We start from the raw sequence: 25,381 nt of genomic DNA on the forward strand, positions 1-25,381 counted from the left end.
AGCCTGAACAACCCATTGAAAAGATAAAGAGCCGCTGGATACTGGCTGTTGATTTTCCATCCTTACTGGGCAACCCGGGCTAGCTCCATCGCCCGGGGGCGTAGGTAAACACCGGCAAAGACCAGCGCCAGCGAATGGCGGCAAGACGCAAAGCCAGACCAAAACTGAATGAAGCCAGCAAATTAATGTCATGGCTAACACCCCAGTGCCGCAGGCATAAATACAATATGGCAACCAGCAGCGAAACACTGGCATACAGTTCCTTGCGTAGCACCATGGGCGTGCGATTACACAACAGGTCACGCAATATGCCCCCAAAGATACCGGTGGTAATACCCGCCATAATAACAACGGTGGTGCTGTATTCCAGCTTCAGGGCCACATTACAGCCAATAACGGTAAAGGCGATCAAACCCATTGCGTCGAGCACCAGGAAAATGGAATGCAGTCGATGCATGTAACGGGCAACCACCATGGTAAAAAGGCCGGCAAGAATCGTGATGTGGATATACATGGGGTGCTGGGTCCAGGAAACCGGGTAATTGCCCAGCAACATGTCACGCACCGTACCACCGCCCAAAGCGGTAATAAAGGCAACGAAAGCCACACCAAACATGTCCATATTGCGTCGGCCGGCGGCAAGCGCACCCGACATGGCCTCGGCGGTAATCGCCACGATATAAATATAGAGAAGCAAACTTGAATCCTTGTTGTTTTATGCTGCCTCTCCCCCTGTCCTTTTACCTGAGAGTTTATGCAGTTATATAAACGGCTTGCCCCTTCGGTGGGTTGCCAAACAACCTCTCTCCAGCTGGCGTTACGATTGTGCTGTTGTCCTTGTCAAGAAAACAGCCACCATTCGAATACGTTTCGCAGTTACGATGCCTGAGCGATTATGGGAGTTTGCGCCTTCGGCGGGAACCACGCTTTAGCCAGCCCCTCTCTCCTGCGAAGCAGAGGATTATACTTCAAGTAAATCCTGTTTTGTGAGATGGTAAAAATTTAAATTAATATCCGGCATAAATTATGATTTCCCACGCTGGAGCATGGGAACAGGGTGGAGGCTCAGTTCACTTCGCCCGGAAACGCGCTGCTCACCACAAATAAGCCTTATTGGTCCTGTTTTCCATTTCCAATACTTTTCTGGCTCCCATGCTCCTGCGTGGGAGCGCAAAAATGGGTACCCAACTTTTTAGGGTCAGTTCACGGAGCGTGGGAGCGAACAAATGAAGAAAATCAATAATCAAACAGGAAAAAAATTACTTTTCAGCTGCCAGCAAATCCAGCGCAACATCAACAATCATGTCTTCCTGCCCCCCCACCATTCTACGACGACCCAGTTCAACCAGAATATCAACCGTTTTCAACCCATAGCGTTGTGCCGCTGCTTCAGCATGCCGTAAAAAGCTGGAATAGACCCCCGCATAACCCAAGGCCAGTGTTTCCCGGTCAACACGCACCGGGCGATCCTGCAAAGGACGAACCAAATCATCTGCCGCATCCATCAGCTTGTATAAATCACAACCATGATTCCACCCCAGACGATCGGCAGCAGCAATAAAAACTTCCAGTGGTGCATTTCCCGCTCCCGCGCCCATACCGGCTAAACTGGCATCCACCCGGTCACACCCTTCTTCAACCGCGACAATACTATTGGCAACACCCAAACCAAGATTATGATGGGCATGAATACCCGTTTCAGTGTTTGGATCCAACGTATCCTTAAAGGCCCGAAACCTGTCCCTGACCCCATCCATACTCAAAGCGCCACCTGAATCCACAACGTAAATACAAGTGGCACCGTACGATTCCATCAATTTGGCTTGTTTAGCCAGTTCCCCGGGGCTTGTTAGATGACTCATCATTAAAAAGCCAACGGCATTCATGCCAAGTTCACGGGCATAGGCAATATGCTGCCTTGAAATATCAGCTTCGGTACAATGTGTCGCTACGCGCACCACCCGCGCACCGGCATCATAGGCAGCACGCAAATCATGTATGGTCCCTATACCGGGCAAAAGCAAAGTGGCAATTTTTGCATGCTTGGCCGTTTCGGCTGCAGCCGCAATCCATTCAAGATCGGTATGTGCGCCAAAACCATAGTTAAATGACGATCCTTGCAAACCGTCACCATGTGCAACCTCAATAGAATCTACCCTGGCATCATCAAGCGCCTTAACAATTTGCCTAACCTGCCCTATCGAATATTGGTGACGGATAGCATGATTGCCGTCACGCAAAGTCACGTCAGAAATATAAAGCTTTTTATTATCTTTCATTACTCAGTGTTCCTTTTAAGCGCGTGCAGTCAAATACTGACTTCTGATTGATTAATAATCCGTGCGGCCATCTTTTCGGCAGTTATTAAGGCTGCACTGGTCATAATGTCAAGATTTCCCGCGTAGGCAGGAAGGTAATGGGCCGCCCCCTCAACCTCCAGGAAAATAGACGTTTTTAAGCCACTCACACGACCAACAGCAGGTATATTTAACGGATGTTTTTCAGAAATACGTTCAAACTGTACCTTCTGTTTTAAACGATAGCCAGGTACATATTGCTGTACGTCGCCAACCATTTGAGCTATTGATTCCTCTATGGCGTCCTCATCGCCCGGCTCGCTCAAACAATAAACGGTGTCTCTCATGATAAGCGGTGGCTCAGCCGGATTTAAAACAATAATGGCCTTTCCTTGCTGAGCCCCGCCTACCGCCTTAATCGCGGTAGAAGTGGTTTCGGTAAACTCATCAATATTGGCCCGTGTGCCCGGACCGGCGCTTTTACTTGAAATACTGGCAACAATTTCAGCATACATGACAGGAACAATACGAGAGACGGCTGCCACCATCGGAATCGTGGCCTGCCCGCCGCATGTCACCATATTCACATTCAAGGCATCAAGATGTGCTTCGCCGTTAACCACCGGCACACAATAGGGTCCGATAGCGGCCGGGGTCAAATCAATCATTCTTAAATCCGGTCGCAACTCACGTAAGAATTTGTCATTTTTCAGGTGTGCCCCGGCACTTGTGGCATCAAAAACAATATCAATACTGTCAAACACCGGAAGGTGGGACAGCCCCTCCACGCCCTCATGGGTTGTAGCCACACCTAAACGGCCCGCACGGGCAAGACCATCCGATGCGCTGTCAATACCCACCATGGCCCCCATTTCTATATGTTTGCCATGACGCAAAATTTTAATCATCAAATCAGTACCGATATTACCCGAACCGATAATAGCGGCTTTCAGCTTTTTACTCATTGTGCTTCTCCTTTTACTGCTGGTCCATGAAATACCTTATTCAACTCTTGCGCCACTGGCCTTAACCAGTGGAATCCATTGTGTATTTTCACGTTCAAGATAATTACCAAACTGTTTGGATGTCATTGGGATCGGCTCCAACCCCTGCTCTGTAAAACGCTGACTCACTTTTGACGATTCCATGGCTTTTACAATTTCCTGATTCAAACGCTCAACAATAGGCTCAGGCGTTCCTTTTTTTACAACAGCACCAAACCACACGCCGGCATCCACACCATCAATACCCAACTCAGCCAATGTAGGCACATCGGGTAACAAGGCAGAACGCTTCTCGGATGCAATGGCCAATGGTTTTAGCTTGCCTCCCTTTATAAGCGGCGATGTCGTAATAATGGGATCAAACATCATGGCCACACGACCACTCATCACATCCTGCAAAGCAGGAGAAGACCCACGATAGGGAACATGCACTAATTTTGCGCCGGTTTTTTCTATGAATAATCCACCCAGCAAATGCCCGATTGAACCGATGCCCTGTGAGGCATAGTCAATCCCTTTTTCCTGTTTTTTGGAATGGGCGATCAGCTCATTGACCGAGTTAATCGGACTGTCCTGCGGAACCACCAAAACCAGAGGCGACGTTACCAGCGTTGTGACCGGGTGGAAATCTGCAATTGGGTCAAATGAAAAATCCTGGTAAAGCGTTGGATTAATGGCAAACATTTCTGTTGCAGCCACAAAAACCGTATGGCCATCGGCTTTGCCGTTTTTGACCCTATGCGCGGCTATTTGCCCCCCTGCACCCGGCCTGTTTTCAACAATAACAGGCTGTTTCATGCTTTCCTGCATTTCCTGTGCAACCAAACGGGCAACCACATCGGTCACACCACCGGCTGGAAATGGCAGAACCATGGTAATCGGTTGCTCAGGATAAGTTTGTGCTATTGAAGGTGTACTAACGGCCATACAGGCAATAAACAGCGCACCAAGTAAGGTATGTTTTTTAAAAAACATCGTTGTCTCCGTATTATTTATAAATAAAACTTAAAGTATTTTTATTTATCAGAAAAGCAGGCACACACAGTACCCACACCGCTAATTCTTGCCTCATACCGTTGCCCGGGTTCAACCGCAACCATCGGACCTAATGCACCGGTTAAGATCAGGTCACCCGCACGCAACGGTTCTCCCAGTGACACTAATTTACGGGCCAGCCACACCGCCGCATTGAGCGGATGCCCCAGACAATCCGATCCCTGCCCTGCCGAGACAGATGTACCATCCCGAAACATCTCCATTTTTACGGCTCCAAGATCCAGGCCCGTTAAGGAAACCGGTACGGCACCAATCACCACCAAGCCACTGGAAGCATTGTCAGCAACCGTATCCACGTAGGAAATATCCCAGTTTTTGATTCGACTGCCCACCACTTCAATGGCGGGCAGGGCATAATCAATCGCCCCCATCACATCAATCAAGGTCGCGTCTGCTGCCGTCAGGTCATGCTTAAGAACCAGGGCAATTTCCGCTTCAACTTTTGGCTGCATCGTCCTTTCATAGGCAATGGGCTCATTACTGCCAAATACCATATCAGCAAACAAGGTACCAAAATCAGGTTGACTCACCCCAAGCTGATGCTGTACGGCAAGCGAGGTCAAGCCTATTTTTCTACCCACCACACGGCGTCCCTGCGCACGCCCTGCCGCTACATTGATTTTCTGAATTTCGTAAGCATCGTCCTCATTTCCCGGCGTGAGCAAGTCCCTGACAGGGCTCACCGCCACCCCTGTTTTTTCTGCGTTAAGCAGACAGTCCGCAATATTTTTTAATACTTTCAAATCAGTCATTTAATATCCTTCGTATTTGATTTATGCGGCGACACTTTCAACCAATCTCAAAGACTGTGCCTGCATGGTTGCAAAACCGGCAATCCACTCGGGAATAGGACGGTAATAATCAAGAGATGCTTTATAAGGGCCATGAGCATTTAAAGCGGCAAATGCAGCGACCCACGAACGAATTTCATGGGCAGACTTGCCACCCTGTTCGGTAATTGAGTCATTGCTCATGTCATCAATGGCCATCCAGTCTCCACGGGCAAGAATATCTAAAAAATTCCTGTCCCATTCAGGGTTAAGAGGCCGCAGGCTGCTGTCACCAGACGTAAACTGTCTGGCGGCGGAAATCGTGCGCTCCTGTCGCGCGGCACGGGCCTGGGGGGTGGGATTGCGTCCGGCTATCAGGCGCTCGGCAACCTCGGCGCAAGCATTGGCGATTTCAGGAACCGGGGGCTCATGAGAAATCCCGCCCGAACCGACAAGCAGCACGCGTTTATTCAAACCGGAAAGGAAACGGCCAATCGCATCCCCCAATAAGCGCGAACGCCGACAACTCGCCATCGGAGGAGCCACAGAGTTAATGAATACGGGTATCACCGGGTAATTGTCCAAACCACCCAAAAGGACCTCAAGTGCCTGGGCAAACCCATGATCAACCTGCATGCGGTATGACAACGCAATATCAATATCCGCCGCAAGTACCGCCTCGTTCATTGCCAGCGCAATATCTCTGGGGACATCAAGCGGCCCCGCCAGGCTTTTATAATCACCAATCGAGGTTGCCTCGACCCCAATACAAAACTGTGGCATGAGATCATAGAAAAAACCATTGTAATGATCCGGTGCAAACACAACGACCAACTCGGGATCGAAAGCCTGCACCCTTTTTTTCATGGCAGCCTGCAATGCTTCCACCTCGGCCAGAATCTCGGGTACAGGATCATGATAGCCCTGCAAAGGGGTGTGAGATAAACACTCCAAAATAATTGTCATATAAAACTCCTGCCGCAATCTATGCTGCATTCCTCTTGATATTGTTAATTTCCTGCGCCGAACAAACGATTTTGGTCAAGGCCAGTTTTTTACCTAAAGCCAGAATAGAAGCAGATACCTGCTGTGGTGAACACATACCGGCAATAAAACGGTCGGGGCGTAATAACAAAACAGAGTCAGACTGACTGCCAAACCACTCCTTGATTTTCACCGTTGCGTCACCAAGCACAATCAGGTCTTCAGTAACATCATCCGTAAAAGCCATTTGAGCCTCGGGCTTGACCACAACAAAACAGGCACCCAGTTTTTTCCATACTGCCCGAGCCTCATCGCTCAAACCAAACGTAGGATCGGTACCCCAGGAAACAATGGCAAAACGGTTTCCGATAGCATCATCAAACCGGACAAGCTGACCATCCCGAGTACGGACAAAAGGCTGGATAAACATGCGTCCCACCGGAGAATTACCCAGAGGATCCCGGCCATGCACCAGACGTCCCATTAGGGAGTCACGCTTCTCACTCATCAAACCCAGCATTCTTCCAAGCGCGGAGTTACCCCGGCGTTCAAGCCAGCGGGCCAATTTACCGTGGGGTTTGGGCTCAGGCAGCAAAACCACGCCTGATTCATAACGGGGCATCGGTTTAAATCGCATTTCAACCACATAGCGTTTAACCGGCGGAATGGCATTTAACAAAAGCGTCAGACCATCACGCAAATTGGCCCCAAACTTACTTGAAGGTGCAAAAATATCACCTGCCACTTCAGACAGATGAATCATTGAACGTGCGTGATTGCGGCGCTCTGTGCCATAGGTATCCAGTAATGAATCTGCGGCGGTACCTTTAATCACCATCGCCAGTTTCCAGCCCAAATTGCTGGCATCACGAATACCGCTGTTATACCCCTGTCCCTGCCAGACAGGCATAATATGGGCGGCATCACCCGCCAGTAAAATACGGTTCACCCTGAAATGGGCGGCAAGACGCGCATTATGCGTATAAACACGTTTACGGATGTAATCCACGCCAGTCGGATCAGTAACCACTTTGCCAACCAGCTCGGCCAGTTTTACCGGGTCATTAAAGGACTCTTCGGTTTCACCCGGCATCACCATGAACTCGAAACGGCGCACACCATGCGGCAATGCGGCAGATACATAAGGCCGCTCGGGATCACAATACAGATAAATATTTGGCGTACCTACCGGATCATGACGAACATCAAGAACAATCCATTGATTGGCCTTTGTTCTGCCTTCGAAAGGCAGGTTCAGGGTACGGCGAACGAAACTGTTGCCGCCATCGGCGCCCACCATATAAAAAGCCCTGACCGTACTTTTTACGCCTTCATTACTTTCCAGATTAAGCGTAACGCCTTGTTCATCCTGGGTAAAACTGCCAACCGTTTGTCCAAACATGACCTTGACAGCAGGAAAACGGCTTAATCCCTGGTATAAAATGCGATCTGCCAAAGGCTGGTGAAAAGCATTTCGACGTGACCAGCCAAACTCTTCGGTACGAGGCTCAATAGAGGCAAAACAGCGCCCACGCGGTGTTATAAAACGCATCCAGTGAAAAGGGGTAATATGTGGCATGAGTTCATCTGCCAGCCCCACCGACTGGAACACACGCAAGGCCTCATCATCCAGACCGATAGCGCGTGGATAATCAATAATCGTATCGAGCTTTTCGATAAGGATGACGCTTACGCCCTGAGTGCCTAAAATATTGGCAATCATCAATCCTACAGGGCCTGCACCAATAATAGCAACGTCAGCCGATAATTGTTCAGGATACACGGATCCCCCTGCCAGGTCCATGACATTATTCATATCTCCTCCAGACTTTTTTGTATTTGGTTTTTTTGTTTAAATCAGACGGTAGATGCCTCGGGAACTTCTTTACCTAAAAGAAAATCCACATGAATACGGTTAAAGGTTTGCGCATCTTCAAACTGGGGCCAATGTCCACACCCATCCATCACGGTAAACAAAGCCCCCGGAATCATGGAGGCCATGCGACGACCTTCCGTCACGTCCGCGGTCGGGTCGTCTGATGTCCACAGCACCAATGTGGGTGCTTTGATACGGCCATAATCTTCGGCCCGTAAAATATTGCGCTGGCGGATCTCCATTTCCTGAAGCGCCATATTGCCACGCTGGGCCTCAATCATGCCGGGCTGTGCGTAAATGGCCTGACGTGTGGCCACAAGATCATCGTTCACTTTGCTTTTATCAGCCATTAACCATTCAAGCCTGGCCTTAATAAATTCCCATGACGGGTCTTCAACCGCACGCATCGATAAAGACCTCAGGCGTTCCATCACCACCGGATCAGCCTGCGAACCACCCGCTGTATTTAACACCAGGCGCTCCACCCGTTCAGGATAATCAATGGCCAAACGTGCAGCGACCCAACCGCCCAGCGATTCACCCGTAAAAGACGCTTTTTCAATACCCAGCTTATCCATGACTTTCAGGACATGATCCACATAATGTGAAATCTCACGGGCACCCTCCGGTTTATCGGTCCAGCCATGGCCAATCATATCGATGGCCCATAAATTAAAATGCTCAGCATGCGCCTTCAGGTTGCGCACATAGGCTTCGGCATGCCCGCCCACACCATGCAACATGATAAGAGCGGGTTTATCCTCTTGTCCCGCATGCAAAAAACGGGTAGAAATACCGTTTGCATCCAACCAGCCCTGCGTAAATGAAACACCACACAAATCAGCCCAAACACTTTGATATCCAGCGGGTGATACATGATTGACCATTGTCATGACTTGCTCCTTATTTGTTTTAAGTTTGATATGGATCAAGTCTAAGGGAATTGCCACTTTACAGAAAAAAAATATCCAATATGTGCAAGGAGTGCACACACGTATTTAAAAGAAGATTTAACAATGACTGACAAAACAACAAATTATGCCCATGTACGTGGACTTTCGCGCGGACTTGCCATCCTGAAGGCATTGAACCAGATGCAAAGTGGCCACGCCTCATCGCAACAGCTTAGCCAGATGGTCGGGCTGCATCGCACAACGGTAAGGCGTTTACTGGAAACCCTGATAACCGAGGGACTGGTCAGGCGCAGCGATTCGGATGACACTTACCGCTTAACGATAAAAGTACGTGAATTAAGTGAAGGTTTTACTGATGATGAATGGATTTCCTCTATGGCCGCACCGCTGATGGGCGAGCTGATGCAGCGCATCGTGTGGCCGTCAGACTTAACCACTTCGGACGGCAGTGAAATGATTATTCGCGAAACCACGCACCGCTACAGCCCTTTATCGTTTCATCGGGCCATGGTGGGCCGACGCCTTCCCATGCTGCTGACTTCTGCCGGGCGGGCGTATTTTGCCAATATTAATGATTCAGAACAAGAAAATATTTTAAGCCTATTACGTTCGGGAAGTGCCGGAGAAGAACAGGCCGCACTTGCCAATGACAGCGCTTATATAAAAAATTTAATAAGAAGCGTAAGAAATGCCGGTTTTGCGTGGAATCGGGGAGACTGGTCCGATCAGCAAAAAATCAGTGCCATTGCGGTCCCCATTATTCACAGAACGCGCGTGTTGGGTTGTTTGAATGTGGTCTATCTGACCAAAGCCATGAGTAAAAAAGAAGCGGAAGTAAAGTTTATCCAACCGCTTCAGGATATTTCCTCAAAAATTGAATCAATGATGGAAAAGCAGCAATTATTGATTGAATCTAAAAACAGTCGTGACGCATGCGAAAAGTGATTGAATCAATACATGTGACCAATGACTTACCACCTCACTCGCCCTCAGTGAATTCCTCGGCCCGTTTTACGAGCTTGTCAACCATCGTCGCCAGTTGTTGCAGTTCTTCTTCGGTGAATGGCTCAAGCAGAAAGGCAGCCTGTTGCTCGGAATGAGGAGCAATTTCACGAAAAGTCTGTTGCCCGAAATCAGTTAACCAAAGCAGGGATCGCCGATGATTGTCGGGATCACGCTCGTCACGCACACGACCTGCATTACGCAGACCTGTCACGGCACGACTAATATTCATGGGATGCAGCCCCGTCAGTGCAGCGATATCTTGCGATGCAATACCTGGACGATTGGCCAGTACAACGATGGTTCGCCACTCGGTCAGCGTCAGGGCATGCTGCTTGGCAAACTTGCCGAAAAACGGCCGTGTGAGCAGGTTGGTTAGTTTAAGCAAACGAAAACCCACCATTTCGGGTGTTAATGAAGGACGCCAGACAGTGGTGGTAGGTGCCTTGGAAACAGCCTTATCTTCGTCTCGTGGCCGGATTTGTGACGAAGCGTGCGACAGTTTAGTGGTTTGGTCCATAATATTTTTATAAAAATTGGGTGATGATTGTTTGTAATCTGAACATGGTAATCTCCCCAATCAAACTCCGTAATATGCATATATTTTATATAGTACATGATCACGATGAGAAAGCTAATGCCAGTAACTGAAAAAATAGGCTTTTCTCACATCTAGGGATTTTACTTATATCAATAACAAAAGATATCGATAATAATTGTTATTGATAATAATTTAAATGATATATATCAAACAATCCGTTGTTTATCCAGGAGACAAACCATGCTTCGTTCCTTCATGAAAAAGCGCTTGCTAAGACAAGTGGTACTGGCAACATCCAGCTTGCTAACCGCTGGCTATGCACTGACTACCCATGCAAACTCATCAGCCCCTTTATACAAGGAACTGCCTGAAGCCGTCAAAAAAGCCGGCAAAATACACGTAGCTGGCGACCAGTTACCCCCCTACCGCATTACCGCTGAAGATGGCCGCACAATGAAAGGCCTTGAAGTGGAACTGATGCAGGCACTGCAAAAACAGCTGGGCGTACCCTTTGAAACCACCGTTGTTGCCAATGGACCCGCTATTTTCACAGGTGTTGACACCGGCCGCTACGATATTTCCTTCGGTCCAGCACTCGCAACAGCAGAACGCGAAAAACGCTATGACGTTATCCCCTGGCTCCTGAGCAAGCCCGCTTTCATTCTACCCACTCAACACGGATTGAAAACAGAAAAAATCCTGGATCTCTGTGGTCGTCGTATTTCTGTCATGTCCGGGTCTGCCGCCATTCGTGAAGTAGAAATCATGGATGGTATGTGCGAAAAAGCAGGTCTTAAAAAAACGCAACAAATCGTCATGCCAGACCAGAACTCCACCCTGCTTGCCGCCCAGTCCGGCCGTGCCGACGCCTTTTCCATGCAGTATGCCGCAGCGCTCCACTTGCTTAAAACCCGTCCAGGCGAATATACGGCACAAACAGACGAAACCAATACGCTGACCACACTGCGACTGGGTATGATACTTAAAAACAACTCCCCACTATCACCCGTAATGGTCACTGCCATGCAAAATCTGGTCGATAACGGTGAATACCAAAAAATTCTTGATAACTGGGGTCTGGCGCCGGCCAGTATTGACGTGATCCAGTTGAATCCGAACTCAAATAAACGATGAGCCAGGCATAATCATGACTAACCTATCCATGACCTCTGGCGCAGTATCCACTGTGCCTCCTGCATCCTCCACACCACAAAATTGCGTGGATGATGTTTCCAAAGCCATTTACCCTGCCAGTCTGTCACGGCGGCTGGGCACAATCGCCTTAGTCCTCATTGCAGTCTGGTTAATCTGGTTTTTAATCAGTAACCCGCGCTTCGAATGGCCCGTCGTTTTGAACTACCTGTTTGCGCCCGCCATTCTGGAAGGGCTGGGTGTTACGCTGGCATTAACGGTGATCAGTATGGTGGGGGGCGTACTGGTAGGAACCATTGCCGCCTTACTGCTCATGAGCGATTACGGGCCTGGTCGACGAGCCGCCAACGTGTATCTTTGGGCTTTTCGTGCCACACCACTCATGATCCAATTACTGTTCTGGTACAACCTGGCCTATCTGCTACCTACCGTTTCAATCGGCCTGCCCTTTGGCGAACCCTGGGTGGAATGGCGCACCATTGACTTGATCAACCCTTTCACCGCAGCCGTCCTGGGTTTAAGTCTGGCGGAAGGTGCTTATATGGCGGAAATCATGCGTGCCGGCCTGCTCTCTGTGGATCAACGTCAGCACGATGCCGCCAAGGCTATCGGCATGACACCAGCCCAGTCATTTTTTCGCATCATCGTACCTCAGGCCATGCGTTTTATCATTCCCCCCACCGGCAACCAGGTCATCAGCATGGCCAAGGCCACCGCGCTGGTATCCGTCATTGCCATGAACGACTTACTCTTTGCCGTACAGACCATTTATAACCGTACCTACGAAATCGTGCCGCTGCTCATGGTTGCCGTTTTCTGGTATCTGGTCGTGATTTCCTGCCTGTACCTCATCCAGTTCCGCCTGGAAAAGTATTACTCCAGAGGACACCAACGAACTGCAGTCATCGCTGCCGAAACAACCACTGCCTGAGGAAACATTGAACATGACTGTATCGTCTTCACACAGCCCAAAACGCAAAATACTCAGGGCTGAAAACGTCACGAAATACTACGGCCGTTATGTCGCCCTTGATAATGTCAGCCTTGATGTGCACGAAGGCGAAGTGGTGGCCATCATCGGACCGTCCGGTTCGGGAAAATCCACTTTGATCCGGTGCATGCATCAGCTTGAGTCTCTTGAAGGCGGGGCCATTTATCTGGACGACGAGCTATTGGGTTTTCGTCGTCATAAAAACCAGCTGCTGGCGCTCAATGCAAAGGCGGTGGCACGCCAGCGTCGTGAGTTGGGCATGGTCTTCCAGCAATTCGTACTGTTTCCGCACATGACCGTTGCAGAGAACATCATGGAAGGCCCTACAAGGGTACTGGGCGACAGTGTTGCTGATGCCCGGAAACTGGCTGAACACCTGCTTGAGCGAGTGGGATTATCTCACAAAATGGATGCTTACCCACCCCAGCTATCGGGTGGCCAGCAACAGCGGGTTGCAATTGCCCGTGCGTTGGCCATGCGCCCCAAAGTATTGCTATTTGACGAACCCACCAGCGCCCTTGACCCTGAACTGGTTGGTGAGGTTCTGAAAGTGGTAACCGACCTGGCTAAAGCCGGGAAAACAATGGTGGTAGTTACCCATGAAATCGGCTTTGCCCGCGAAGCGGCCGACCGGGTGATTTTCATGGAAAACGGTCGTGTCGTTGAACAAGGCGATGCGCGCAGCACCCTGACCGACCCTAAAACAGACAGATTGCGCACGTTCCTTTCACGGGTAATGTGAGCACTTTTTTTTATTTTCTCATTAACAAAAGATATTGAATGGATACCTAATTCATGACGAAAAAAATTAAATATCTATCCCCGACCGGTGTACTTGGCGTGGGATTTTCAGAAGACCACTTCATGGCGGCACTCAGTCCAGATCTGGCTTTCATTGGATGTGATGCCGGCTCAACAGACGGTGGCCCAGCCAATCTGGGGGGTAACAAACCCTTCTTCTCACATGGCGCTGTCAAACGCGATTTGCGCATTCTGATCAAAGGCGCCCGCCAAGTGGATATCCCACTCATGATTGGCTCCTGCGGAGGCAGCGGAGGGGACTGGAACCTTAACTGGGTTTGGGAGATCGTGCAGGAAATTGCACGCGAGGAGAACCTGAATTTCAAAACCGCCATCATTGAATCTGAACCTGATCGCGAACTACTCCTGCAAAAATACCGGGAAGGAAAATTCCGTGCACTGGATCCAGCGCCGGAAATTGACGAAGACACCCTGCGCGACACGGATCATATCGTGGCGATGATGGGTGCTGAAGCCTATCAGGAAGCCCTGACCAATGGAGCGCAAGTGATCCTGGCCGGTCGCTCGACGGATGCCGCTATTTTCGCCGCCATTCCAGTCGCGCAAGGGTTCCCGCCCGGACTGTGCTGGCACGCGGCCAAGATCATGGAGTGCGGGGGTGCAGCCGTGGTCAGCATGGAGAAACCCGAAGGCATGATTTGCACGATCACCGACGATTACTTTGAGCTTGAACCGGTGAGCCCCACCCAAAGCTGCTCTCCACTAAGTGTTGCCGCGCACGCCCTGTACGAAACCGGCGACCCCTACATGATGCGCGAACCCGGCGGTGTAATGGATCTGACCCATGCTCGTTACGAAGCATCAAGCGAACGCACTGTCAGAGTTTCGGGTAGTGCTTTTCACCCTGAACCTTATACCGTGAAACTGGAAGGCGCAAAAAAAACCGGTTATCGCGCCATGGTATTAGGTGGCGTACGCGACCCGATGATCCTGGGTCAATTCGACAGTTGGTTTGGTGGTTTGCAAGACTCCATCCGCAACAATATTGATGCGGTTTATGGAGAATCAATGGCGGGCAAATACCGCATTGATTTCAAACTATACGGCCACAGCGGCGTACTGGGCCCACGTGAACCCACCCAGGGCAAGACACCCACCGAGGTCGGTGTGTTGATGGTCAGCCAGGCCGAAACCCAGGAGGTGGCTTATGCCATCGCGGGTCAGGCGGCTCACATGGTACTGCACCACACTGTCCCAGAATGGCAGGGTCTGGTGTCAAACCTGGCCTTTCCGATTGCCCCGCATTTCTGGAGTTTAGACCCCGCTTACCAATTCGTACTCAATCATGTGGTGGAGCTGGACCACCCGCTTGAGCTACACCGCATCCGCTACGAGGAGATCTGATCATGGCCCTATTACGCGATTTCGCCAAACTTATACGCACCAAAAACGCCGGCCCCTTCCTGCTGACCGTTGACATTATGTTTCCCGATGCCGAAACCTACCGTCATGTCGCCAATAGCGGCGTGCTTTCCGTTGAATTGATGGCACACACCTTTAAGGTGCCCGCTGAGGTCGTCAAGCTGTTTCATTACGACCCCGCCAATGCCATCAAAGTTACCATTCCCCGTCCGGTAACTTCGGGGTCCCCTGAAGACACCGACCTGTTTGGCGGCCAACAATTTGCACCGCTTGTTGATGTCGTCGTTCCTGACATGCCTGCCCAACCTACCCCAATTATGGAGTTGAAAAATGAAGAAACTTATCCTGCGTGAACGTGTCACTGATGCCACTGCCTGGAAAGGCCCCGACCTGCAAAACGATACATCCTGGATCTACCACCTGGACGCCACCGATCTGGAAGACTTGCAGAACGCCTGCGAACACGTAAAACGTGAAGGTCTGCGCTGGGGTGAGTTCACCAAAGAACAATTCCCCCTGCCCCGCTTGTCGGCTAAACTGGCTGACATTGACAAGCAGATCCGCCATGGTCGTGGCTTCGTGGTCATTCGCGGCTTGCCCTTGAATAAATACGATGACGAGCAGACCCGAACCCTTTATTGGGGTTTGGGCGCCCATCTTGGCCAGATCATTTCACACAACGTGAAGGGCGACACGATGGCACCGGTCACTGACCTGGGCCTGAAAAGCGACGATCCCAACCGACGCAACAACACCACCAATCAAATTCTGGACCCCCATACAGATCTGGCTGATGTAGTGATGTTGCTGTGCATTGAAAAAGCAAAGGAAGGCGGGATCAGCAGCCTGTCCAGTTCAGTCGCCATTCATAACGAAATTCTTGAGAATCATCCTGAATACCTGGAAGTGCTTTACGACGGCTTCTACCATGACTATCGTGGCTACGGCCCCAGCGGTGACCCTAATGAAGTCACTGAAACACGCATCCCTGTATTTGAGTATAACAATGGCCGCGTCAACTGCGCCTTTGCCAAGAAAATCATTGAAACGGGTGCCCGCAAACACGGTGTTCCCCTGACCGAGCTGCAACAGGCTGCCATTGAATATGTACACGAACTGGCAATACGCGAAGACATGCGGATCGACATGATGCTGGAACCCGGTGATATTCAAATCATCAACAACTACATGACCCTGCACGCCCGCACCAACTACATTGACCACGATGACGGTCGCAAACGCTACCTGCTGCGTATGTGGGTCAACCTGCCTGACAGTATGCAATTGTCGCCGGATTTTGCAAAATTCGTGCGTCGTGGCATTCCTGCCCAAGAAAAAACCACTGAAACATTAGCTGGAGCCGCTGTATGAATAAGCCTGAAACCGTACTGAACCTGCCTGCCGTCACCGATACACTTGCTGCCTTCGCGGCCAACCTGAGGTTTCAGGATCTGCCCAGCGAAGTTGTCGAACGCACCAAAGTGCTGGTGCTGGACCTAAGCGGGATCATTATCCGTTCACAGGATTTTGACTCTACGCTCTGCATGAAAAAAGCCCTGCATTGCCTTGAGGGTGACCGCGGCTCGATCCATGTCATGGGCAGCAAGGGACAATGGTCTCCCCAGGCAGCGGCCCACCTGGCCGGCGCAACTGCTCACAGCATGGACTTTGATGATACCCATGCGCGTGCCCAACTCCACCCTGGCGCCCCAGTGATCGCGGCCGCTTTCGCTGCGGCACAAATGGCCGGCTGCTCCACGCAAAAATTGCTAACCGGCATTGTAGCCGGTTACGAGGTAATGATCCGGGTAGCTCTGGGTGCCGTTTCGCAGGCTCACGCCGAACGCGGTTTTCATCCTTCTGCCACCGTTGGCGTGTTCGGCGCGGCAGCAGCCTGCGGCAACATTCTGGGGCTTGATGCCAGCCAAATGGCCCATGCCTTCGGTACCGCACTCAGCCAGTCTGCGGGCACCGGACAGTTTGCCGTTAATGGGGCATGGACCAAGCGCTTTCATGTGGGCTATGCCGCTGCCGGCGGCCTGACAAGTGCCGTCTTCGCCAGCCAGGGTTACACCGGTGCCACACAAGCCTTTGAAGGCCGTGAAGGTTTCTTCAATGTCTACTCGCCCCGTCCGGAACCCGCACTGGCGGTACAGGATTTGGGCCAGAAATGGGAAATTATGGCGTCCGGTATCAAGCCCTACCCTTGCTGCCGTGGCATTCATGCGCCGCTGGATGCCCTGGCCGCCCTGCAGCAGCAACACGCTTTCACGGCAGCCGATGTGGCCAGCGTGCGAGTAGGCATGGCACGTCGCAGCGTGTTTGTAGTTGGCGAGCCTCAGGAACGCCGCCGAAAACCCCGAAACGTGGTGGACTGCCAGTTTTCAACCCACCTTTGCATGGCGATTGCCCTTAAGCACCGCCGCATGGGTTGGGATGACTATGAACCGGCGTTGGCTGACCCAGAAATTTTCAAACTCATGGAGCGTATTGAAGTGTTTGAAGATGCCGAATGTGAGGCCAACTTCCCCACCGCATTTTCTGCTGTGGTTGAGATTAAGCTGAACTCGGGAGAAACACTGCGGTATTTCCAATATGCACCGCGTGGCGAACCCGATGATATGCCTACGCAGGAAGCCGTACAGCAAAAATTCATGAGTCTGGCAGACCCAATACTTGGCACACCAACAACGCAAGCGCTTTACCAAAAATTGATGTTGCTAGACACTAACCAGCCGGTAAGCAAACTCTTTGAGCATTGCACTCATATCGCCTGACTTACCAAGGAGCGGATTCACAATGACCAAGGCTGCACAAGCACAAACCGAACAAGCGCTTCGTGTCCAACTCGCTGCCTGCTACCGCATTTTCGACATGCTGGGCTGGACCGAAATGATCTATAACCACATTACGCTGCGGATACCGGGGCCAGAACAGCATTTCCTGATCAATCCGTTTGGCCTGTATTTCAACGAGGTCACTGCCTCAAATCTGGTCAAGATTGATATCAACGGGAATATCCTGCAGGATAGCGAATACCCCATCAATCCGGCAGGCTTCACCCTGCATTCGGCCATCCACAAGCAAATACCGGATGCGCATTGCATCATGCATACCCACACAACGGCAGGCTGTGCGGTTGCCTGTGCCGATAGCGGTTTGTCGCCTGACAACTTTTACTCAGCACAGCTGTATGATCGTGTGGCCTACCATGATTTTGAGGGCATCACGCTGCATGCCGAAGAAGCCCCCCGCCTGGGTCAGTCTATCGGCAATAAACCGGCTGTTATTCTGCGCAACCATGGCTTGCTCAGTTGGGGCATCACCCTACCCATGGCCTTCGCCACACTCTGGACTTTGCAGCGTGCCTGTGAAATTCAGGTCATGGGTGCGGCCCTTGGGCCGACCCGGATCATTTCCAGGCAGATTCAGCAAAAATGCAGTGCTGAAGCCCTGCAATTCGATCCGCGCCATGGCGCAGGCGATGACATTTTTACAGCACTGATACGCCAGATTGACCGGCGCGATCCTTCTTACAAAAATTAAAGGCAGCTATGAAAGTATGTATTTATGGTCTGGGTGCCATCGGGGGCCTTCTGGCCGCCCGACTGGCGGCACGCGGTGAAGTACAGCTTAGTGCCATCGCACGGGGAGCAACCCTGCAGGCACTACGCGATCACGGTCTGAGTTTTATTGAAGGACCGCCCGATCAAGCCCAACAACAACGCTACGATCTGCACGCCAGCGACAATCCCGCCGATCTTGGCGTGCAGGATGTTGTCATTCTTTCCGTCAAGACCACAGCCCTGCCAGATGTGGCCGCCCGCATTGCCCCGCTGCTGGGTCCTGACACCACCCTACTGTCTGCCATGAATGGGATCCCATGGTGGTTTTTTCACGGCTTGCCCGGCACCCCTGAACACCTTCAACTGAAAAGTCTGGACCCTGATGGCACACTGGCTGCGGCGCTCCCGTCTTCACAGGTGGTGGGTACCGTTACCCATTTGTCGGCAGCCAATATGGGCCCCGGCGTCGTAAGACATGTGGCTGGCAACCGGATCATTATTGGTGAGCCTGGTGGTGGAACTGCCACCGCCCGCAGCCAAACCATCATGCACATGTTGCAATCGGCAGGTTTTGACACCGAACCCTCGCAACAGATACAGGCAGATATCTGGTACAAGCTTTGGGGCAACATGACGGTCAACCCCATTTCAGCTATCACCGGTGCAACGGGCGATCGTATTCTGGACGATGATTATGTACGTCACTTTATGTCACGCTGCATGCTAGAGGCTGCTGAAGTAGGCGCGCGAATTGGCCTTCACATTAACCAGGACCCCGAGGATCGCCACCAAGTCACCCAACAACTAGGCGCTTTTCGCACATCCATGTTGCAAGACGTTCAGGCCGGCAAAAGCATCGAACTGGATGCCCTGGTAGGCGCCATGCTTGATATCGCCCATCAAGTGAATGTTCCGGTTCCCAACATTGAAACCCTGATGGGCCTAAGCCGTCTGCACGCCCGCACGCTGGAGCTTTATCCGCTTGATTCTTAAGCGCTTTGTCTATCGTTGTTTTTCCGATTAACACACTAATTAATATTAAATTAAAAACAATATTTCTGGAGACGTTTTAAATGAAAAAGACTTTGCTTGCTACTGCAGTTGTAGCCGGTTTTACCGGTGCAGCCCAAGCTAACAGCTCTGTAACCATTTATGGTTTAGTTGATGCTGGTATTGCATATGATAAAACCAAAGTGACGCAAGGCGATAACCGGATCGAAAACCGTATTTTCGGCATGCAAAAATTCACAGGCGCCCGCAATGGCAGCCGCTGGGGCTTCAAAGGCAGTGAAGACCTGGGTAATGGATCCAAGGCCATTTTCCAGCTGGAAAGCGGGTTTGACCCTGGTACTGGCAAATCGCTTCAGGGTAACCGCCTGTTTGGCCGCCAGGCTTATTTTGGTTTAAGTAATGACAATTGGGGTGCGCTAACACTGGGTCGCCAATACTCAATCGCCTCTCAAAAAATCGCACCGAAAGGCCCATTTAATGCTGGCTACTTTCAGGCAGGCCAACTTTTTGGTGCATTTGGCAGCACTATTTATGGCCGTATGAATAATTCGGTTAAATACATGAGTCCGGATTTTTCCGGTTTCCAATTCGGTATTGCACACGCTGGCAATCACAATAAAAGTGAATTTGAATGGAACGGAATCGATAAGATCGAAACAAAACAGGCCTCCAACTGGATCAGTACTGGCGGCAGCTACGATAATGGCCCCCTGGCAATCGGTGTTTCTTATGACCGTTACCGTACCAATGCCAGAACTGCCCCCGACATCAGCAAAGGGACTCCTGCCAAGACTCATAAAGGCACGGTCCATACTTGGAACCTGTTTGGCACCTATGACTTTGATATTGTGAAACTGGATTTGGGTTATGGCCAAGTGCGTGGTGCCATTGGCAACAAGGACAGGGCAAACGTTGAGATGGAAGCAAGCAGTATTGGCTTGAACAATCTTTTCACCCCATTTACGCAAGGCATGCGTTCTGATGGCTTGCTGTATTCACAAACCAACGGTTACCGCCAACAGGCATGGACCGTTGGTTTAACCATACCGGCAGGGGAAACGGGTAAAGTCCTGGCATCGTACCAAGGCAGCCATACCAAAAACAATGATCGCGAATTCGATGGTGTGAAAGGCAACCTGCATATCTTCAGCCTTGGTTATGAGTATAGGCTGTCAAAACGTTCCCTATTATTTGCAGTCGCCTCTATGGGTACGGGTCGACTGAAATTTAATGACAGTAATGCTCATCCGAAGGCCAAGCTAAGTACATCTTTAGTGGGGGTGGGTTTACAAACCCGGTTCTGATGTAAAACATAACATAAATAATACGTGATTATCCTCGCTCCCATGCTCCTGCGTGGGAGCCCAAAAAAATTGGTATGAATTCCCACGCGGGAGCGTGGGAACTAGAAGCATCACTGCCATTAAGTTAAGCATTTTTTCTGGACTCGCTCCCATGCTCCTGCTTGGGAGTGCGCGTTTTATTCAAGGGCGCAGGCATTGCCACGTTTGCCACAATCATTCCGTAAGTAAATCCTGACCGCGACACACTATTCTGCTACACTTTTCCCATGTTTAACTATAAACAAGGCCAGACCATGAAGCCTTTTAAACAAACGAGCATTAACCCCCCTGTCTTTTTCTCGGCTGCCGTTCTTATTCTACTTCTGGTTGGCCTTGCTGCTTTTGCGCCTGATTTTACCCAACAACTATTTAGCGATACCCAGGCCTGGATTCTCAGCCATGTAAGTTGGTTTTATATTCTAACTGTCGCCATCATTTTACTTAGCACCTTCTTTTTAGCTATCAGTCGATATGGCGACATTAAATTGGGGCCAGATCACTCTACGCCCGACTTCAAGAACTTCACTTGGTTTGCCATGCTTTTTTCTACTGGCATGGGCATTGGTCTTATGTTCTTTGGGGTAGCCGAACCGGTCATGCATTTTCTTAGTCCTCCTACCGGCGAAGGGGGAACCGTCTTGGCGGCACGTAACGCCATGAGCATTACCTTTTTTCACTGGGGGCTACATGCCTGGGCTATTTATGCCATTGTGGGTTTGGTTCTTGCATTTTTCTGCTACAGACACGGCCTGCCGCTAAGACTAAGCTCTGCGCTTTATCCTATTATTGGAGACCGCATTTATGGCCGCACCGGTCAGGCAGTTGACACCTTTGCCGTTCTTGGTACCGTCTTTGGCGTGGCCACCTCGCTGGGCTTTGGGGTAGCGCAAATAAATAGTGGCCTGAACTATTTATTTAATCTGCCCGTTACCCTCCAGGTACAAATTGTCCTGATTATTATTGCCTGTGGTTTAGCGACCCTATCCGTAGCCAGTGGCCTGGACCGGGGCATTAAGATTCTTTCAGAAATCAACCTGGGTTTTGCCCTTTTATTACTTTTATTTGTACTCATACTAGGCCCTACTGTTTTCCTGCTCCAAACTTTTGTAGAAAATACGGGGTCCTATTTATCAGATATAGTGACGGCGACCTTTAACCTCTATGCTTACCAACCCAATGACTGGATTGGTGGTTGGACCCTTTTTTACTGGGGCTGGTGGATAGCCTGGTCACCTTTTGTCGGTTTATTCATTGCCCGTATTTCACGAGGCCGCACTATCCGCCAATTTGTACTGGGCGTGTTGTTAGTGCCATCGGGCTTTACCTTATTTTGGATGACCGTTTTCGGTGATACCTCCATCTATTATATTTTAGTTGAAGGTATGAGCAACTTTGGCCTGACCGTTCAAAATGACGTTGCCCAAGCCCTGTTTGTTTTCCTGGAAAAACTGCCTTTAACCAGCATCACCTCCATGATAGCGCTATGTATGATTGTTGTTTTCTTTGTCACCTCCGCAGACTCTGGCGCTTTGGTTATTGATTTGCTGGCCTCTAAAGAAAACATGCACTCTCCGGTATGGCAACGTATATTCTGGTCTGCCTTAACTGGCGTGGTTGCCATTGCCTTGCTCTTGGCCGATGGCTTGCAAGCACTGCAAACGGCAACTATTGCTAGCGCCTTGCCTTTCTCTATTATTTTATTAACCGCTATTTTTGGTTTATTTAAAGCCCTTAAAACCGAGGCCACCAAACGGCAAATTCGTTACCAAACAGTGGCACGTACACCGCCTTTGGCCCAAGGACAAGACTGGCAACAACGTTTACGTAACTTAGTCACTTTACCCGAACAAAACCAGGTTGTTCGCTTCATGAATCTTACCGTGGCACCGGCAATGAAGGCAATTGGCGCAGAACTGCAGGATCTGGGCTTTGAGGCAGAAGTCATGCAAAAATCATTTCCTGACAGCGATGCCAAAGGTTGGGCGCTAACCGTTTCCCATCACGGTGAATACCAGGACTTCAGCTACCAGGTTTTTCCTGTCGCTGAAAATCGTCCTATGCTGACTCCTGTAGACACCGAACGCCCTGATAAGGAAATATACTACCGGGCCGAGGTGCATTTAGCCGAAGGCGGGCAAGACTACGACATCATGGGATGGACTAAAGACGATATTATTGTAGATATCATTAATCAATATGAACGTCATCGCCATTTCTTGCATATGGTGCATGATAACGACCCCATTCCTGATGATAAGTAAGCAACCGTGGAACTGGCTCCCATGCTCCAGCGTCACTGCCATTAAGTTAAGCATTTTTTGAGATAATAAGCGGATTTGATTGACAGTTGAACATGGCTAAAAAAAGCAGGCAATTGAAGTTACCCAAGAGCGGCTTGAAGCGAATGGCTTCAAGCACCGTCACCGTCAGAGCGATAAAGCGTTCACACGCGAGCGCCGCCTGTCCTTCGCGTTGGTTGTGGTGTTGATCATGAGGAATAGCGTGAAATCGTTACAAAACGTCGTCAATGAGGCGATGACGGGGTTGGAGCAGCCACCCGTGACCGCCAGCGCTTATTCGCAGGCGCGGTATAAACTGAAACACACCGCCTTTATCGAGCTTAACCAGGCCGCCGTCGTGCAAACGCATTACGGTGATGGTGATTACCTGCGCTTCTGGGACTTGCGGGTACTGGCGGTCGATGGTTCCAGGATCACCCTGGACCCCCTCTGTCAGACTAGTTGTCCGATATTTTGATTTTTACATTTTATCCATTTGAGGGAGCGGATAGAGTTTTTCAATATCATCCTACAGTCCTGACCTTAAAGCGCAGATCGTTAAAAAATGATGCCGCCGAATAACCAGAGTGTTGCCCAAGTGAGCGTCAAGCTCGGCATTGAGTGCAGCCTCTATCGTAATCTTGGTCAGTATCTGGCTGAATTCATTCAGGTCCTTTTCGGTCTTCAAGCCTTTGGCTGCTTCACGAGCAAACGCTTCCAGTTTCTTTTTGTCCAGCTACTCATCCGTGAGCGAAAATCCGTATAGAAAGCATCTATTTTCTATACATATTACCTGCAACATGTATAAAAAAACAGATTTTCTATACACATTACCAGCAACATGTATAAAAAAACCGTTTTTCTATACATATCATCTGTAACATATATAGAAAAACCCATTTTTTTATATATGTGGAGTTCATAGTGACACCGATTACGCCCCTTGAACATTTAAATGCAGAACGATTCGATACTCCTCTCATCCTAAAGAAGCTCACAAGTAGCAGCCGTTATCTTGCTGAACTGAAAGGCGTGGTCGCCTCTATCCCAAACCAAGGCATTCTTATCAACACCCTGGGTTTACAAGAGGCAAAAGACAGCTCCGAGATCGAAAACATCGTAACCACTCATGATGAGCTGTTTCGGGACGACGCCGACCCTGACGGATTTGCCAATCCGGCAGCCAAAGAAGTTATGCGCTATCGCCAAGCCCTGCGTGTGGGCTATGAGCAAGTAAGGCAAACAGGGTTATTAACGGTTAACCACATTGTGCAGATACAGTGCGAACTGGAACGGAATAATGCTGGTTTACGCAAGCTACCAGGTACTTCGCTGAAGGATAATAGAGGATGTACTGTGTATACGCCACCCCAGAGCCCACAGGAAGTCGTAACATTGATGGCGGGGCTTGAACGCTTCATGAACGATCCTGACCTGATGCCAGTAGATCCGCTTATTAAAATGGCCCTTATCCACCACCAGTTCGAAAGCATTCACCCATTTTATGACGGAAATGGACGAACCGGTCGAATTGTCAACGTACTTTATCTAGTCAAAGAGGGGCTGCTAGATATTCCTGTGCTGTACCTGAGTCAGCATATTGTACGAACAAAAGCCGATTACTATCGATTATTACAGGCAGTGCGCGATGATGATGCATGGGAAGAATGGGTACTGTACATGCTTGAGGCGGTGGAACAAACAGCGCTAAAAACAATCCATACTGTACAGGCCATAAAAGCGGCTTTGATGGATTACAAACATCGAATTAGGGAGACGCACAAATTCTACAGCCAAGACCTAATCAATCACTTGTTTATTCACCCCTACACCAAGATTGAATTCCTGCAAAATGAGCTTGGTATTTCGCGTATAACCGCCACCAGGTACTTGGATGCGCTTACTCAGGATGGTTTTCTGGTAAAGCACAAGGTTGGACGCAGCAATTACTATGTGAACCAAGCATTAAACCAGATTCTTTTGAACTAACAAGAGAAATGAGATGGGGATATTTATGGGGCATTTTTCAAAATGCTTACTTATTGCTAGTGTTGCGGCTGTACTGGTCGCCTGTGGTGATAATGGGCTGTTGTTGGCAATCAACACCGCATTACCGGTTTCTTTGCTACGCTCCAGCATTTCACGAGTGATATGATAGGCGTCAATGGGAAGACTAAGGGATTTTTTTAAAATTGTGTTTTTTTTCTGTTGGGGAACGGTAAAATCGTGCCGGGCCTGTTAACCGCTTCAGGAGTTTCACTGTTGGTTTCTTCGGTGCCACTGTTGCTGGGGCATTTAGCCTGATAACCTGTTCCAGCTTGCATTCCATCCAATATTGAACGTATTTCCCCCCCCCTGATTTATGCTATATTGCGGTAAATCATCCTGATTAACCAGATTATCCCTCACAA

The 25,381-nt window shown here is 49.9% G+C and carries 23 protein-coding genes, 1 pseudogene and 2 riboswitches; of the genes and pseudogenes, 14 read left to right on the forward strand and 10 right to left on the reverse strand.

The window, feature by feature from the left end; genetic code table 11:
• Positions 1–79 precede the first annotated feature (79 nt).
• The 8 genes from HCX92_RS09275 to HCX92_RS09310 all read right to left on the reverse strand — a co-directional run bounded on the left by HCX92_RS09275 (position 80) and on the right by HCX92_RS09310 (position 8,880).
• Positions 80–697 carry a trimeric intracellular cation channel family protein gene (locus HCX92_RS09275; protein ID WP_169294659.1) on the reverse strand — a complete coding sequence of 206 codons (618 nt, stop codon included), beginning with the start codon at positions 695–697 and terminating at the stop codon, positions 80–82.
• A gap of 25 nt (positions 698–722) precedes the next feature.
• Positions 723–821: riboswitch (glycine riboswitch) on the reverse strand.
• A gap of 42 nt (positions 822–863) precedes the next feature.
• A riboswitch (glycine riboswitch) is annotated at positions 864–959 on the reverse strand.
• A gap of 300 nt (positions 960–1,259) precedes the next feature.
• Positions 1,260–2,279 (reverse strand): 4-hydroxy-2-oxovalerate aldolase, encoded by a 1,020-nt coding sequence (dmpG, locus tag HCX92_RS09280; RefSeq protein ID WP_169294660.1) that lies wholly within the window; start codon positions 2,277–2,279, stop codon positions 1,260–1,262.
• 29 nt (positions 2,280–2,308) lie between these two features.
• Positions 2,309–3,262, reverse strand: a complete 954-nt coding sequence (locus tag HCX92_RS09285; RefSeq protein ID WP_169294661.1) for an acetaldehyde dehydrogenase (acetylating) — start codon at positions 3,260–3,262, stop codon at positions 2,309–2,311.
• 36 nt (positions 3,263–3,298) lie between these two features.
• Complete coding sequence (locus HCX92_RS09290) at positions 3,299–4,276, reverse strand: tripartite tricarboxylate transporter substrate binding protein (protein WP_248290031.1); 978 nt, start codon at positions 4,274–4,276, stop codon at positions 3,299–3,301.
• A 41-nt stretch (positions 4,277–4,317) separates the two neighbouring features.
• The gene (gene mhpD / locus HCX92_RS09295; protein WP_169294662.1) at positions 4,318–5,109 is read right to left on the reverse strand and encodes a 2-keto-4-pentenoate hydratase; all 792 of its coding nucleotides are present in this window, start codon (positions 5,107–5,109) and stop codon (positions 4,318–4,320) included.
• 21 nt (positions 5,110–5,130) lie between these two features.
• The gene (locus HCX92_RS09300; protein ID WP_169294663.1) at positions 5,131–6,093 is read right to left on the reverse strand and encodes a 3-carboxyethylcatechol 2,3-dioxygenase; all 963 of its coding nucleotides are present in this window, start codon (positions 6,091–6,093) and stop codon (positions 5,131–5,133) included.
• Positions 6,094–6,112: 19 nt separating this feature from the next.
• A complete protein-coding gene (locus tag HCX92_RS09305) occupies positions 6,113–7,927 on the reverse strand; it encodes a bifunctional 3-(3-hydroxy-phenyl)propionate/3-hydroxycinnamic acid hydroxylase (RefSeq protein ID WP_169294664.1) in 1,815 nt (604 codons plus the stop codon).
• A 41-nt stretch (positions 7,928–7,968) separates the two neighbouring features.
• On the reverse strand, positions 7,969–8,880 hold the full coding sequence (locus tag HCX92_RS09310; RefSeq protein WP_248290032.1) for an alpha/beta fold hydrolase: 912 nt from the start codon (positions 8,878–8,880) through the stop codon (positions 7,969–7,971).
• 123 nt (positions 8,881–9,003) lie between these two features.
• Between HCX92_RS09310 and HCX92_RS09315 the strand changes: the two genes are divergently transcribed.
• Positions 9,004–9,846 (forward strand): DNA-binding transcriptional regulator, encoded by an 843-nt coding sequence (locus HCX92_RS09315; RefSeq protein ID WP_169294665.1) that lies wholly within the window; start codon positions 9,004–9,006, stop codon positions 9,844–9,846.
• A 34-nt stretch (positions 9,847–9,880) separates the two neighbouring features.
• Here the strand turns inward: HCX92_RS09315 and HCX92_RS09320 are convergent, their stop codons facing one another.
• Positions 9,881–10,423 carry a MarR family winged helix-turn-helix transcriptional regulator gene (locus tag HCX92_RS09320; protein WP_169294666.1) on the reverse strand — a complete coding sequence of 181 codons (543 nt, stop codon included), beginning with the start codon at positions 10,421–10,423 and terminating at the stop codon, positions 9,881–9,883.
• Between the two features lie 261 nt (positions 10,424–10,684).
• Between HCX92_RS09320 and HCX92_RS09325 the strand changes: the two genes are divergently transcribed.
• The 12 genes from HCX92_RS09325 (at position 10,685) to HCX92_RS09380 (ending at position 23,448) form a co-directional block, all read left to right on the forward strand.
• Entirely contained in the window at positions 10,685–11,578 is an 894-nt protein-coding gene (locus HCX92_RS09325) for a transporter substrate-binding domain-containing protein (protein WP_169294667.1), read from the forward strand.
• 13 nt (positions 11,579–11,591) lie between these two features.
• Positions 11,592–12,527, forward strand: a complete 936-nt coding sequence (locus HCX92_RS09330) for an amino acid ABC transporter permease (RefSeq protein ID WP_248290033.1) — start codon at positions 11,592–11,594, stop codon at positions 12,525–12,527.
• 13 nt (positions 12,528–12,540) lie between these two features.
• Positions 12,541–13,329, forward strand: a complete 789-nt coding sequence (locus HCX92_RS09335) for an amino acid ABC transporter ATP-binding protein (protein WP_211182333.1) — start codon at positions 12,541–12,543, stop codon at positions 13,327–13,329.
• A 53-nt stretch (positions 13,330–13,382) separates the two neighbouring features.
• Positions 13,383–14,753 carry an acyclic terpene utilization AtuA family protein gene (locus HCX92_RS09340; protein ID WP_169294668.1) on the forward strand — a complete coding sequence of 457 codons (1,371 nt, stop codon included), beginning with the start codon at positions 13,383–13,385 and terminating at the stop codon, positions 14,751–14,753.
• Between the two features lie 2 nt (positions 14,754–14,755).
• A complete protein-coding gene (locus HCX92_RS09345; protein ID WP_169294669.1) occupies positions 14,756–15,124 on the forward strand; it encodes a DUF4387 domain-containing protein in 369 nt (122 codons plus the stop codon).
• Positions 15,102–16,142: a TauD/TfdA family dioxygenase gene (locus HCX92_RS09350; RefSeq protein WP_169294670.1), complete on the forward strand. Its 1,041-nt coding sequence runs from the start codon at positions 15,102–15,104 to the stop codon at positions 16,140–16,142. The genes HCX92_RS09345 and HCX92_RS09350 overlap by 23 nt, the downstream gene beginning before the upstream one ends.
• A complete protein-coding gene (locus tag HCX92_RS09355; RefSeq protein ID WP_169294671.1) occupies positions 16,139–17,548 on the forward strand; it encodes an MmgE/PrpD family protein in 1,410 nt (469 codons plus the stop codon). Before HCX92_RS09350 ends, HCX92_RS09355 begins: the two co-directional genes overlap by 4 nt.
• A gap of 22 nt (positions 17,549–17,570) precedes the next feature.
• Positions 17,571–18,317 (forward strand): class II aldolase/adducin family protein, encoded by a 747-nt coding sequence (locus HCX92_RS09360; RefSeq protein ID WP_169294672.1) that lies wholly within the window; start codon positions 17,571–17,573, stop codon positions 18,315–18,317.
• Positions 18,318–18,325: 8 nt separating this feature from the next.
• Positions 18,326–19,330, forward strand: coding sequence for a 2-dehydropantoate 2-reductase (locus tag HCX92_RS09365; protein ID WP_169294673.1), 1,005 nt, complete (start codon positions 18,326–18,328; stop codon positions 19,328–19,330).
• Positions 19,331–19,410: 80 nt separating this feature from the next.
• A complete protein-coding gene (locus tag HCX92_RS09370) occupies positions 19,411–20,652 on the forward strand; it encodes a porin (protein WP_169294674.1) in 1,242 nt (413 codons plus the stop codon).
• Positions 20,653–20,945: 293 nt separating this feature from the next.
• Positions 20,946–22,952, forward strand: coding sequence for a choline BCCT transporter BetT (locus tag HCX92_RS09375; RefSeq protein WP_169294675.1), 2,007 nt, complete (start codon positions 20,946–20,948; stop codon positions 22,950–22,952).
• Between the two features lie 274 nt (positions 22,953–23,226).
• On the forward strand, positions 23,227–23,448 hold the full coding sequence (locus HCX92_RS09380; RefSeq protein ID WP_169294676.1) for a hypothetical protein: 222 nt from the start codon (positions 23,227–23,229) through the stop codon (positions 23,446–23,448).
• A gap of 111 nt (positions 23,449–23,559) precedes the next feature.
• Here HCX92_RS09380 and HCX92_RS14885 read toward each other — a convergent pair.
• Positions 23,560–23,706, reverse strand: a pseudogene (locus HCX92_RS14885) (IS256 family transposase); the annotation flags it as partial.
• 188 nt (positions 23,707–23,894) lie between these two features.
• Here HCX92_RS14885 and HCX92_RS09390 point away from each other — a divergent pair.
• Complete coding sequence (locus HCX92_RS09390; protein WP_169294677.1) at positions 23,895–24,959, forward strand: Fic family protein; 1,065 nt, start codon at positions 23,895–23,897, stop codon at positions 24,957–24,959.
• Positions 24,960–25,381: the final 422 nt, after the last annotated feature.

This window comes from Advenella sp. EE-W14 (genome assembly GCF_012923605.1).
GTDB classification, from domain to species: Bacteria; Pseudomonadota; Gammaproteobacteria; order Burkholderiales; family Burkholderiaceae_B; genus Advenella; species Advenella alkanexedens.